Genomic DNA, 12,262 nt, shown 5'->3' with positions numbered 1-12,262 from the left:
GCGGCGGTGTGTCAGGTAAGTTTGAGCCGCCTGACACACCGCGGCGCGGGGCAAGCCCGCTCACTACATGCATTTGGATGGGGGGCCGCGTGTTGTGCCCCTTTTTTTGACCTACGGGTTTACAATTGTCGCTCCTGATCAGGAGTATCCCTGTGCTGACTCATCTCGATTCCCAAGGTCGCGCCCATATGGTCGACGTCACCGACAAAGCCGTGACGTTCCGAGAGGCCGTGGCCGAAGCGCGGGTGCGCATGCTGCCCCAGACCCTGCAAATGATTGTCGACGGCGCCCACCCCAAGGGCGACGTGTTTGCCGTGGCCCGTATCGCCGGCATCCAGGCCGCCAAAAAAACCAGTGATCTGATCCCGCTGTGCCACCCGTTGATGCTCACTGGCGTCAAGGTCGAGCTGAGCGCCGAAGGTGTGGATACGGTGCATATCCTGGCGCGCTGCAAACTCAGTGGCCAGACCGGCGTGGAGATGGAAGCCCTGACCGCCGCCAGTGTCGCAGCGCTGACGATCTACGACATGTGCAAGGCCGTGGACCGCGGCATGACCATCGAAAGCGTTCGCCTGCTGGAAAAGCTCGGCGGTAAAAGCGGGCATTTCAAGGCGGAGCAGGCATGAGCATCAACGTATTGTTTTTTGCGCGCTACGCAGAGGTGGTGGGCTTCGATTCGCTGGAAATGGAAGGCGATTTTGCCACCGTTGACGCTGTGCGCCTGGCGTTGGCGGCGGATCCGGAGTTTGCCGTGCTCAACGAGACCAGCCTGATGTGCGCCCGCAACCAGGAACTGTGCAACCTCGACGAACCGCTGCAGCCGGGCGACGAAGTGGCGTTCTTCCCGCCCGTGACCGGGGGGTGAACAGGGTGATTCGTGTGCAAGTCGAGGCGTTTGATCCCGGTGCCGAAGTCAATGCGATGCACGCAGCCAATGTGGGTGTGGGCGCGGTGGTGAGCTTTGTCGGTTATGTGCGCGACTTCAACGATGGCCGTGAAGTGTCGGGGATGTTCCTTGAGCATTATCCCGGCATGACTGAAAAAGCCTTGGCCAATATTGCCGTGGAGGCCGAGCAGCGCTGGCCGTTGCTCAAGCTGGAGGTGCTGCATCGTATTGGTGTGCTGGAGCCGGGCGAGCCCATCGTCTTCGTCGCGGCAGCGAGTGCCCATCGCCAGGCCGCGTTTGATGCCTGTGCGTTCGTGATGGATTACCTGAAGACGCGAGCGCCGTTCTGGAAGAAAGAGAACACCAACGAAGGGCCGCGCTGGGTAGAAGGGCGCCACAGCGACCATGCCGCCGCAGACCGCTGGAAATAGCGGGGCAAACACAAAACCCAATGTGGGAGGGGGCTTGCTCCCGATGGCGGTGGCACATTCAACAGTTATGTTGACTAAGCGACTGCTATCGGGAGCAAGCCCCCTCCCACATTTTTACTGCATCCAGCTTTATGGGCGCTTGCGTTCAACCGGGCGCAGCAAGTGCATTGGTCTCTCGCCGCTGATAAGAGTCATCCCCAGCGAAGCCGGACCGCTGGAAATAGCGGGTCGAACACAAAACCAACTGTGGGAGGGGGCTTGCTCCCGATGGCGGTGGCACATTCAACAGTTATGTTGACTGAGCGACTGCTATCGGGAGCAAGCCCCCTCCCACATTTTTACTGCATCCAGCTTTATGGGCGTTTGCGTTCAACCGGGCGCAGCAGGTGCGTCGGCGGTGTTTCGCAGCTGATCTTGCGGCCCAGCAGCGCCTCGATCGACGGAAGCTGATACGAGTCATCTTCCCCTGCGAAGCTGATCGACACACCCGCCGCGCCGGCACGGCCGGTACGGCCAATGCGGTGCACGTAGTCGTCCGGTACTTCCGGCAGGGTGAAGTTGATCACGTGGCTGATTCCGTCGATATGAATCCCGCGGCCCGCCACGTCGGTGGCCACCAGTACGCGGATCTTGCCCTCGCGAAAGCCTTCCAGGGTCTTGATACGCTTGTGTTGCGGCACGTCGCCCGACAGCTGCGCGGCGTTGACGCCATCACGCACCAGGCGTTCCTCGATGCGGCGAACTTCGTCCTTGCGGTTGGCAAACACCATCACGCGTTCCCAGCCGTTGTCGTTGACCAGGTTGTAGAGCAGTTTGTACTTGTCGGCACCGGCTACGGCATAGATGTGCTGTTCGACGTTTTCGCTGGCAACGTTTTCGGCTTCGATCTCGACGATGGACGGGTCGGTGGTCCATTGCTTGGCGAGGTTCATCACGTCGTCGGTGAAGGTCGCGGAGAACAGCAGGGTCTGACGCTCGGTTTTCGGTGGGGTCTGGCGAATGATCTGACGGACCTGCGGGATGAAACCCATGTCGAGCATGCGGTCGGCTTCGTCCAGCACCATCACTTCGACCATGTCCAGGTGCACGTCGCCGCGCTGGTTGAAGTCCAGCAGGCGGCCCGGAGTGGCCACCAGGATGTCGCAGTGGCGGGCTTCGAGCTGCTTGAGCTGCTTGTCGAAGTCCATGCCGCCCACGAAGGTCATCACGTTGAGGCCGGTGTACTTGGTCAGGTCGGCGGCGTCCTTGGCGATCTGCACGACCAGCTCCCGGGTCGGGGCAATGATCAGGGCGCGCGGTTCACCCATGTAGCGTTCTTTGGGCGGTGGCGTCTGCAGCAACTGGGTGATGATCGAGATCAGGAACGCAGCGGTCTTGCCGGTGCCGGTCTGCGCACGACCGATGGCGTCTTTGCCGGCCAGGGTGAAACCCAGGACTTGCGCCTGGATCGGCGTGCAGTACGGGAAGCCCAGGTCCTGGATGGCGTGCATCAGTTCCGGGGCGAGCTTGAAATCGTGGAAGCGCGTCTTGCCTTCCTGGGGCTCGACGACGAAGTCTTCGAGTTTCCACGAAGTGACCGGCGGTTTGGGCGCACGTTCGCGACGTGGCTTGGGCGCGACGGGCGCAGGCGTGGCCTCGAGCGGTTTTGCCTGTTCGGCCGGCTTTACCGTTGGCTTTTTCGGCTGGGCGGCAGGTGCGGTCCGGCCTGGCTGTTTACCGTCATTGCGACTGCCGGACGTGGGGGCAGGGGCACTGGAAACTGGCGCGAGCGGCTCAGCCTCGCTTTTGCCGAACATCTTCTTGAGTGCTTTGAGCACGGTGATCTCATTAATTGGTTAAGGAATGTACGCCGGCCAGTGTAATGCAAGAAACGGGCGCGGCGTAGTGCGTCTGTCATGCGGCTACATAAAGCAATGCTTTTCAGCCCAGGCGAGTGCTCAACCAGGTACCGATATCGCGTATCTCTTCAGGTAACACTTCGTGACCCATTGGGTATTCCTGCCATGTCACGGTGACACCACGGGTCTTCAAGTGCTCGTAGGCACTGCGGCCCATGGCGTTCTGTACCACGTCGTCGTAGTGGCCGTGCAGGCACAGGGCCGGAATGCGCTGCTGGCTGGCGGACAATTCCAGCTCATCGTCGAACGTCGGTGCGTAGGTGGAGAGGGCGATCACGCCGCCCAGCGCGCCTTGCCATTTCAGGTACGCGGTATGGAACACCACCGCCCCGCCTTGGGAGAACCCCGCGAGGAAAATCCGCGAGGCGTCTATTCCGCTGCTTTTTTGCTCTTTGATCAGGTCAGTGACCATTTTGGCCGAGGTTTCCAGCTCTTCCAGGCTGATGGACCGGGCCGGGCTCATGGCCTTGATGTCGTACCAGCTGGGCATCTCGTAGCCGCCGTTGATCGTCACGGGACGGGTCGGTGCCTGGGGCAAAACGAAACGGGTTGTCAGTAAGTTTTCCTGCAACGCTTCGGCCACCGGCAGGAAGTCGTAGCGATCGGCGCCCAGGCCATGCAGCCAGATTACGCAGGCGTCGGCGGGCTTGGCGGGCTGAAGAATCAAGGGTTCGGTCATGTCTGCTCCATCTATGTGCACACGCTCCGATTGGGTGCGTTGGAACGGTGCGTAAAAGGTCGATCTGTTAAGAGAATGTCGCAAGGTTGAATCTTTTTCTATTGCACATGGGCTGAAACGACTCAGCCGGCACTCTGGTACGCGCCTTGCTATGTGTAGGTCGATGTCAGAACTATTCGCAGACGGTAACACTATCAGTGACTGCCGCTTGTGGGATAGCAGCTGGAATTATCGCGACAACCTCATGCCGCTTGACCCTAAAAAAAGCCAACACGGGTCGATATCGCCTCATAAGGGTGCGCTGAGGTTCGAGCTCCGACACAACAAGAGCAACTGGAGGTTTGAATGAAGGTATTGAAATCCACCCTGGCCATCGTCACCGCGGCCGCTGTATTGGGTGTCAGTGGTTTTGCCCAAGCCGGCGCTACCCTGGACGCCGTGCAGAAGAAAGGCTTTGTGCAATGTGGTGTGAGTGACGGCCTGCCGGGTTTCTCGGTGCCGGATGCCAGCGGCAAGATCCTCGGGATCGACGCTGACGTGTGCCGTGCTGTGGCCGCTGCCGTTTTCGGCGACGCCACCAAGGTCAAATTCAGCCAGTTGAATGCCAAGGAGCGTTTCACCGCGCTGCAATCCGGCGAAGTCGACATCCTGTCCCGTAACACCACCATGACCAGTTCCCGCGATGCGGGCATGGGCCTGAAATTCCCGGGCTTCATCACCTACTATGATGGTGTCGGCTTCCTGGTGAACAACAAGCTGGGCGTGAAAAGTGCCAAGGAGCTGGACGGTGCAACCATCTGCATCCAGGCCGGCACCACCACCGAGCTGAACGTTTCCGATTACTTCCGCGCCAACAACCTCAAATACACCCCGATCACCTTCGATACCTCCGATGAAAGCGCCAAATCGCTGGAATCCGGCCGTTGCGACGTGTTGACCTCCGACAAGTCCCAGCTGTTCGCCCAGCGCAGCAAGCTGGCCTCGCCGAAGGATTACTCGGTGCTGCCGGAAACCATTTCCAAAGAGCCACTGGGCCCAGTCGTACGTAACGGCGACGACGAGTGGCTGGCCATCGTGCGCTGGGTAGGCTACGCCATGCTCAACGCTGAAGAAGCCGGTATCACTTCGAAAAACGTTGAAGCTGAAGCCAAGTCCACCAAGAACCCGGACGTCGCACGTCTGCTCGGTGCCGACGGCGAATACGGCAAAGACCTGAAAGTGAAGAAAGATTGGGTTGTACAGATCGTCAAGCAAGTCGGTAACTACGGTGAAGTGTTCGAGAAAAACCTCGGCAAGAGCACTCCGCTGGAAATCGACCGTGGCCTGAACGCGCTGTGGAACAACGGCGGCATTCAATACGCACCCCCAGTGCGCTGATCGCTGATGGTTCTGTCACCCGGTGGGCCAACCACCGGGTGATGTTCTGTTCCATTATTTCCGGGGCACTTCATGCAAAATCAAATCGGCGCACCCAAGCAGAAGCTCAGCTTCAGCGATCCCAAAGTGCGTGCGTGGCTCTTCCAGATCATCACGATTGTGGCGGTGGTCTCGCTGGGCTGGTACCTCTTCAACAATACCCAGACCAACCTTCAACACCGGGGCATCACCTCGGGGTTCGAGTTTCTTGAGCGCAGTGCCGGCTTCGGTATCGCGCAGCACCTGATCGACTACACCGAATCGGACAGTTATGCCCGAGTGTTCGTGATCGGCTTGCTCAACACCTTGCTGGTGACCGTGATCGGCGTGGTCCTGGCGACCCTGCTCGGTTTCATCATCGGCGTGGCGCGACTGTCGCCGAACTGGATGATCAACAAGCTGGCGACGGTGTACGTGGAAGTGTTCCGCAACATACCGCCGCTGCTGCAAATCCTGTTCTGGTATTTCGCGGTGTTCCTGACCATGCCGGGGCCGCGTAACAGCCACAACTTCGGCGATACCTTCTTTGTCAGCAGTCGCGGCCTGAACATGCCGGCGGCGTTGATGGCGCAGGGTTTCTGGCCGTTTGTGGTCAGCGTGGTGGTGGCGATTGTCGCGATTGTGCTGATGACGCGCTGGGCCAATAAACGTTTCGAAGCCACCGGCGTTCCGTTCCACAAGTTCTGGGCGGGGCTTGCGCTGTTGGTGGTGATCCCGACGTTGTGCACGCTGGTTTTCGGCGCCCCACTGCATTGGGAAATGCCGAAGCTGGCAGGCTTCAACTTTGTCGGCGGCTGGGTCCTGATTCCCGAGCTGTTGGCCCTGACCCTGGCATTGACCGTCTATACGGCAGCGTTCATCGCCGAGATCGTGCGTTCGGGCATCAAGTCCGTCAGCCACGGCCAGACCGAAGCCGCGCGCTCCCTGGGTTTGCGCCCGGGGCCGACGCTGCGCAAGGTCATCATCCCGCAAGCCCTGCGGGTGATCATTCCGCCGCTGACCAGCCAATACTTGAACCTGGCGAAAAACTCGTCGTTGGCCGCCGGTATCGGTTACCCGGAAATGGTTTCGCTGTTTGCCGGCACGGTGCTCAACCAGACCGGCCAGGCGATCGAAGTCATTGCCATCACCATGAGCGTGTACCTGGCGATCAGCATCAGCATTTCCCTGCTGATGAACTGGTACAACAAGCGCATTGCGCTGATCGAGCGGTGAGGAAACGCCCATGAGTTCTCATACTTTCAAACCTGACATGCCGCCGCCGAGCAAAGTCTTCGGCCCGGTGGCCTGGATGCGCGCCAACCTGTTTTCCAGTTGGCTCAACACCCTGCTGACCTTGCTGGCGATCTACCTGGTGTACCTGGTGGTGCCACCGATTCTGCATTGGGCGATTCTGGACGCCAACTGGGTCGGTACTACCCGTGCCGACTGTACGAAGGAGGGCGCCTGTTGGGTGTTTATCCAACAGCGTTTCGGGCAGTTCATGTACGGCTATTATCCCGCCGATCTGCGCTGGCGAGTGGACCTGACCGTATGGTTGGCCGTCGTGGGCGTGGCGCCGTTGTTCATCTCGCGTTTCCAGCGCAAGGCGATCTACGGCCTAAGCTTCCTGGTGCTGTACCCGATCATTGCCTACTGCCTGTTGCATGGCGGCATCTTCGGCCTGACCAACGTGGCGACCAGCCAGTGGGGCGGCCTGATGCTGACCCTGGTGATCGCCACCGTCGGTATCGCCGGCGCGTTGCCGCTGGGTATCGTGCTGGCGTTGGGGCGGCGTTCGAACCTGCCGGCGATTCGAGTGGTCTGCGTGACCTTCATCGAGTTCTGGCGCGGCGTGCCGTTGATCACGGTGTTGTTCATGTCCTCGGTGATGCTGCCGCTGTTCCTGCCCGAAGGCATGAACTTCGACAAGCTGCTACGGGCGCTGATCGGCGTGATCCTGTTCCAGTCGGCCTACGTGGCCGAAGTGGTGCGCGGCGGTTTGCAGGCCATTCCCAAGGGGCAATACGAAGCGGCCGCGGCGATGGGCCTGGGGTACTGGCGCAGCATGGGCCTGGTGATTCTGCCCCAAGCCTTGAAGCTGGTGATCCCGGGCATCGTCAACACGTTTATCGCGCTGTTCAAGGACACCAGCCTGGTGATCATCATCGGTTTGTTCGACCTGCTCAACAGCGTCAAGCAAGCCGCCGCCGACCCGAAATGGCTGGGCATGGCCACCGAAGGCTACGTGTTTGCCGCCCTGGTGTTCTGGATTTTCTGTTTTGGTATGTCGCGCTATTCCATGCATCTGGAACGCAAGCTCGACACAGGCCACAAGCGTTAGGAGTTCTTTTATGAGCGAAGCAATCAAAAAGCCTGTGGGCCCTGAAGGCATTATCCAGATGCAGGGCGTCAACAAGTGGTACGGCCAGTTCCACGTGCTGAAAGACATCAACCTCAACGTCAAGCAGGGCGAGCGTATCGTGCTGTGCGGCCCGTCGGGTTCGGGCAAGTCCACCACCATCCGCTGCCTCAACCGCCTGGAAGAACACCAGCAGGGCCGTATTGTGGTCGACGGCGTGGAGCTGACCAACGACCTCAAGCAGATCGAAGCGATCCGCCGTGAAGTCGGTATGGTGTTCCAGCACTTCAACCTGTTTCCGCACCTGACCATCTTGCAGAACTGCACGCTGGCGCCAATGTGGGTGCGCAAGATGCCCAAGCGCAAGGCCGAAGAAATCGCCATGCACTACCTTGAGCGCGTGCGTATTCCGGAGCAGGCCCACAAGTTTCCAGGGCAACTGTCCGGCGGCCAGCAACAGCGTGTGGCCATCGCCCGTGCCCTGTGCATGAAGCCCAAGATCATGTTGTTCGATGAGCCGACCTCGGCGCTCGACCCGGAAATGGTGAAGGAAGTGCTGGACACCATGATCGGCCTGGCCGAAGACGGCATGACCATGTTGTGCGTGACCCACGAAATGGGCTTTGCCCGCACCGTGGCCAACCGCGTGATCTTTATGGACAAGGGCGAGATCGTGGAACAGGCGGCGCCGAATGACTTCTTCGACAACCCGCAGAATGATCGGACCAAGTTGTTCTTGAGTCAGATTTTGCATTGATCAATGTTTGAATGAATAAACCCGGCCTGGTGCCGGGTTTATTTTTGCCTGACTGAAAACCTGGAGCGTTGCCTTTGTAGGCAACTCTGAATACGCTGTAGGAAAATTCATCCTATGATTGGACGAAAGCGCAGAACCCATGACTGACATCGCCCCTCTGATCAAACGCTCCCTGGTCGATCAGGCCCTTGAACAATTGCGCCTGCGCATCAGCCAAGGCGTCTGGGCCGTGGGTGAGCGGTTGCCCACCGAGCCTGAGCTGTCCGCCGAGCTGGGCATCAGCCGCAATACCGTGCGTGAAGCCATGCGTGTCTTGGCATTTTCCGGGCTGATCGATATTCGTCAGGGCGACGGCAGTTATCTGCGCTCGATGACCGACCCACTGGGGACGATGCGTGCGTTGTCCCATTGCACCCTGGGGCAGGCGCAGGAAACGCGGCAGATTCTTGAAGTGGAGGCCGTCAGCCTGGCGGCGGTGCGTCGTACCGAAGAGGACCTCAACGGCCTGCGTGCGGCGCTCGACGCCAGCGCCGTGTTGTACCACGGCGACTTGGAGGCTTATATCAGCGCCGACCTGGTGTTTCACACGCGCCTGGTGGACGCCGCGCATAACCCTGCGCTGAGCGAGTTGTATCAGTACTTTTCCGCCATCGTCAGCGCGCAATTGCGCCAGACCCTGAATATTTCGCCGCGTCGCCAGGCGGTGTTCGACCTGCATGTCGCCCTGCTCGACGCCGTGGAACACCAAGACCCGGAACGTGCCAAATCCCTCTGCCGGCAGTTGATCAATGAACCCTGAAACCCAGCGCCCCAGCGAACTCGAAGAACTGTTGATCGATGCCGAAGCCGACGATGAAGTGGTGCAGAACAGCCACCCGCCAGTGAGTCGCCCCTGGCTGTTGCTGCTGGGCCTGGTGCTGGTGGCGTTGAACCTGCGCCCGGCGCTGTCGAGCCTGTCTCCGTTGCTCAATGACGTGTCCGCAAGCCTTGGGTTGTCGGCGGCCAAGGCGGGGTTGCTGACGACCTTGCCGGTGTTATGCCTGGGGCTGTTTGCCCCCACCGCACCGATCCTGGCCCGCCGCTTCGGCGCCGAGCGCGTGGTGCTGGGTGTCTTGCTGATGCTGGCTGCGGGCATCCTGCTGCGCAGTTCGCTGGGTGAAGTGGGGTTGTTCGCCGGTAGCCTGGTGGCCGGCGCGAGTATCGGCATCATCGGCGTGTTGTTGCCGGGTATCGTCAAGCGTGATTTCGCCCGGCAGGCAGGTGCCATGACCGGTGTCTACACCATGGCCCTGTGCCTGGGCGCGGCGCTGGCGGCTGGGGCTACGGTGCCGCTCAGCCAGCACTTTGGTGAGCGCTGGAGCATCGGGCTGGGCTTCTGGATTCTGCCGGCGTTGCTGGCCGCACTGTGCTGGCTGCCGCAGGTCGGTCAGAAGCATGGTGCCCACCGGGTGGCTTATCGGGTGAGCGGTTTGTTGCGCGATCCACTGGCCTGGCAAGTCACCTTGTACATGGGCCTGCAATCCTCCCTGGCGTACATCGTGTTTGGCTGGTTGCCGTCGATCCTGATCGGCCGTGGCCTGAGTGCCACCGAAGCGGGGTTGGCGCTGTCGGGCTCCATCATCGTGCAATTGATCAGCTCCCTTGCCGCACCGTGGCTGGCCACACGCGGCAAGGATCAGCGCCTGGCCATCGTGGTGGTGATGGTGCTGACCCTCGGCGGCCTGTTCGGTTGTCTGTATGCACCCCTCGACGGGCTGTGGGGCTGGGCCATTTTGCTGGGGCTCGGGCAGGGCGGCACTTTCAGCCTGGCATTGACCTTGATTGTGCTGCGCTCGCGTGATGCGCATGTGGCGGCCAACCTGTCGAGCATGGCCCAGGGGATTGGTTACACCCTGGCTTCCATGGGCCCGTTCGCCGTCGGCCTGGTACATGACTGGACCGGCGGCTGGGCCGCCGTGGGCTGGATTTTCGCGGCACTCGGGCTCGGCGCCATTGTCGCCGGCCTGGGCGCCGGCCGGGCGTTGTATGTGGACGTGCGCAGTGAGAGGGTCTGACGCCTAGAGGTAGACCACTTCCAGCGTGGCTGACCCATCCATCGGCGTTTCCGTGCTCAGGTCCAGGTTTTGTTTGGCATTGATCACCGCCTCGAGCTTCAAGGTGGTGCTCAGGTTCTGGATCGCTGACGGGCCGGCCACGCTGCCGAGCACGTCGGTAAAGCCCAGCAGGCTGCGCGAGCCGATATCGATCGGGTTGCTGTTGGCGGTGCGCCACGCCACACCGCCTGTGGTCGATTCGGTGCCGTAGATCTGCGGCAGGTCATCGACCACGGTTTGCTTGGGATCGAAGCTCACCGAATACACACCGATCTTGCCGCCACTGTTGTCCAGCCCCAGCCCGTAGTAAATCTCGCTGTTGACGTGGGCCGTGCCGTCGCGGTTATCGCGCATGCGCAGGGCATAGCGGCCAGGGGCGTTGCAGCTCACCGTCAGGGTCAGGTACTTGAGGGGCAGGCGGGTACCGGTCGCCTGGTTCAGGTCCTTTTGCGAAATCTTGCCGAAGTCGACCAGGCCACCCCCAGGCAGCAGCGGCGTGCAGGCCATGGGCGTGATCAAGCCGGTGACGGTCAGTTCGACGGTGGACGCGGCGTTGGCCAAGGTGTAGGTGCCCAGCAACGTCAAGGCCGCGATGGGTATCAGGTAGGCGTTCATGGGGTGCTCCTCTAGAGGTAGTTGATTTCGAGGGTGGCCGAGCCGTCGAGATGCACTTCGCTGCCCAGGTCCAGGGAGCCGAGGGGCGCGAGTACCGCTTCGAGGTTCAGCGTGGCGTTGAGGTTTTGAATGGCGATGGGGCCGCCGACGCTGCCGGCCTGGGCGGCGAACCCCAGGTATCGGTTGGCTGCAATCGGCAGTGGGGTTGCACTGGCGCTGCTCCACGGCTGGGACCCGGTTGCGGAGTCGGTTCGGTAGAGTTGAGCGACGTTATCGGCGGTCATCTGCGATGGGTCGAAGGTCAGCCGGTAGCGGCCGATCTTCTGTTGCCTGGCGTCCAGCCCAAGGCCGTAGGTGCTGTCGTCGGCCACGCCGGTGGCCGAGCCCTGGCGGTTGTCCTGCATGCGCATGGCGAAGGCGGTCGGGGCGTCGCACGTGACGTTCAGCACCACTGTGCGCGGGGCCAGCGGTGTTTCCTGATGCTGATTGAGGTCAATGACCGACAGTTTGCCCAGGTTCACATTGCCGCCGTTGGACAGGCTCGGGGTACAGGCGGCCGGGGCAAACTGTGCAAGCAGGCTGACCTCCCGCGACCGCCCGGCGCCGCGGGCGTCGAACAGCCCGCTGGTTTCCCAGGTGACGGCTTCACGCACGCGGGAGGCCTCTTCACGGGCCCAGGCGCTGGCGTCGATTTGCACCGACAGGCTGCGCCCGGTTACGGGTATGCCGCCGCGCATTGGCACTATGCTGTGTTCCGGGCGCCAAGCCAGGGCTGTGGCGACTGTTACGGCGGGCTGGCCTGGCCCTGCCGATAAACCCAGCTCCACCGCCTGGCCATCGAGCACGGCATCGCTGGCTGTCAGGCCGTAGCTGCCACGCTCGGTGAAGCGAAACCGCTCCACACCCGCGCCGAGGCCACGATAAAACACGCTCATGTCCGTCGGCTGCGGGCAGTTCAGGGTGAGCCTTGTGCGGCGCTCACCCAGTAGCCGCTCACCGCTTGGGACAAGGGCGAGGGCGCGGTTCATCAAGCCGAAGTCGAGGCGGTTTTCGCTCAGGTTCAGTTGGCATTCCTCCGCGCCCAACGCACTGGCGCTCAGCAGCAGAAAACCCAGGGGAAACAAGGCAGCTTTCATGGTGATGGTC

The 12,262-nt window shown here is 61.3% G+C and carries 13 protein-coding genes; 9 read left to right on the top strand and 4 right to left on the bottom strand.

Annotated elements, in window-relative coordinates; genetic code table 11:
- Positions 1-152 precede the first annotated feature (152 nt).
- The 3 genes from moaC to moaE are packed head-to-tail and all read left to right on the top strand — an operon-like array spanning position 153 to position 1,317.
- A complete protein-coding gene (gene moaC / locus ACQRBT_RS04195) occupies positions 153-626 on the top strand; it encodes a cyclic pyranopterin monophosphate synthase MoaC (protein ID WP_205344555.1) in 474 nt (157 codons plus the stop codon).
- The gene (moaD, locus tag ACQRBT_RS04190; protein WP_060753863.1) at positions 623-865 is read left to right on the top strand and encodes a molybdopterin converting factor subunit 1; all 243 of its coding nucleotides are present in this window, start codon (positions 623-625) and stop codon (positions 863-865) included. Before moaC ends, moaD begins: the two co-directional genes overlap by 4 nt.
- A gap of 5 nt (positions 866-870) precedes the next feature.
- A complete protein-coding gene (gene moaE, locus ACQRBT_RS04185) occupies positions 871-1,317 on the top strand; it encodes a molybdopterin synthase catalytic subunit MoaE (protein WP_412047705.1) in 447 nt (148 codons plus the stop codon).
- A 353-nt stretch (positions 1,318-1,670) separates the two neighbouring features.
- Here the strand turns inward: moaE and rhlB are convergent, their stop codons facing one another.
- Positions 1,671-3,140, bottom strand: a complete 1,470-nt coding sequence (rhlB, locus tag ACQRBT_RS04180; protein ID WP_412047706.1) for an ATP-dependent RNA helicase RhlB — start codon at positions 3,138-3,140, stop codon at positions 1,671-1,673.
- Between the two features lie 97 nt (positions 3,141-3,237).
- On the bottom strand, positions 3,238-3,894 hold the full coding sequence (locus ACQRBT_RS04175) for an alpha/beta hydrolase (RefSeq protein WP_198760480.1): 657 nt from the start codon (positions 3,892-3,894) through the stop codon (positions 3,238-3,240).
- Positions 3,895-4,239: 345 nt separating this feature from the next.
- Between ACQRBT_RS04175 and ACQRBT_RS04170 the strand changes: the two genes are divergently transcribed.
- The 6 genes from ACQRBT_RS04170 (at position 4,240) to ACQRBT_RS04145 (ending at position 10,462) form a co-directional block, all read left to right on the top strand.
- Positions 4,240-5,271, top strand: a complete 1,032-nt coding sequence (locus tag ACQRBT_RS04170; RefSeq protein ID WP_090366636.1) for an amino acid ABC transporter substrate-binding protein — start codon at positions 4,240-4,242, stop codon at positions 5,269-5,271.
- Between the two features lie 72 nt (positions 5,272-5,343).
- Positions 5,344-6,525: an amino acid ABC transporter permease gene (locus ACQRBT_RS04165; protein WP_104995572.1), complete on the top strand. Its 1,182-nt coding sequence runs from the start codon at positions 5,344-5,346 to the stop codon at positions 6,523-6,525.
- Between the two features lie 10 nt (positions 6,526-6,535).
- Positions 6,536-7,633: an amino acid ABC transporter permease gene (locus ACQRBT_RS04160; protein ID WP_198760479.1), complete on the top strand. Its 1,098-nt coding sequence runs from the start codon at positions 6,536-6,538 to the stop codon at positions 7,631-7,633.
- A gap of 10 nt (positions 7,634-7,643) precedes the next feature.
- Positions 7,644-8,408, top strand: coding sequence for an amino acid ABC transporter ATP-binding protein (locus ACQRBT_RS04155; RefSeq protein ID WP_003221897.1), 765 nt, complete (start codon positions 7,644-7,646; stop codon positions 8,406-8,408).
- 139 nt (positions 8,409-8,547) lie between these two features.
- The gene (locus ACQRBT_RS04150; protein ID WP_060753857.1) at positions 8,548-9,207 is read left to right on the top strand and encodes a FadR/GntR family transcriptional regulator; all 660 of its coding nucleotides are present in this window, start codon (positions 8,548-8,550) and stop codon (positions 9,205-9,207) included.
- Positions 9,197-10,462 (top strand): CynX/NimT family MFS transporter, encoded by a 1,266-nt coding sequence (locus tag ACQRBT_RS04145; protein ID WP_411985494.1) that lies wholly within the window; start codon positions 9,197-9,199, stop codon positions 10,460-10,462. The genes ACQRBT_RS04150 and ACQRBT_RS04145 overlap by 11 nt, the downstream gene beginning before the upstream one ends.
- 3 nt (positions 10,463-10,465) lie before the next feature.
- Here the strand turns inward: ACQRBT_RS04145 and ACQRBT_RS04140 are convergent, their stop codons facing one another.
- Both ACQRBT_RS04140 and ACQRBT_RS04135 read right to left on the bottom strand, forming a co-directional pair.
- A complete protein-coding gene (locus ACQRBT_RS04140; RefSeq protein WP_060753855.1) occupies positions 10,466-11,116 on the bottom strand; it encodes a DUF1120 domain-containing protein in 651 nt (216 codons plus the stop codon).
- Between the two features lie 11 nt (positions 11,117-11,127).
- The gene (locus tag ACQRBT_RS04135; RefSeq protein ID WP_244384265.1) at positions 11,128-12,252 is read right to left on the bottom strand and encodes a DUF1120 domain-containing protein; all 1,125 of its coding nucleotides are present in this window, start codon (positions 12,250-12,252) and stop codon (positions 11,128-11,130) included.
- Between the last annotated feature and the right edge of the window lie 10 nt (positions 12,253-12,262).

Source organism: Pseudomonas sp. R19M (assembly GCF_050312585.1).
GTDB classification, from domain to species: domain Bacteria; phylum Pseudomonadota; class Gammaproteobacteria; order Pseudomonadales; family Pseudomonadaceae; genus Aquipseudomonas; species Aquipseudomonas palleroniana.
The sequence above is the reverse complement of the archived record's forward strand: the minus strand, read 5'-3'. Positions and strand labels throughout refer to the sequence as shown.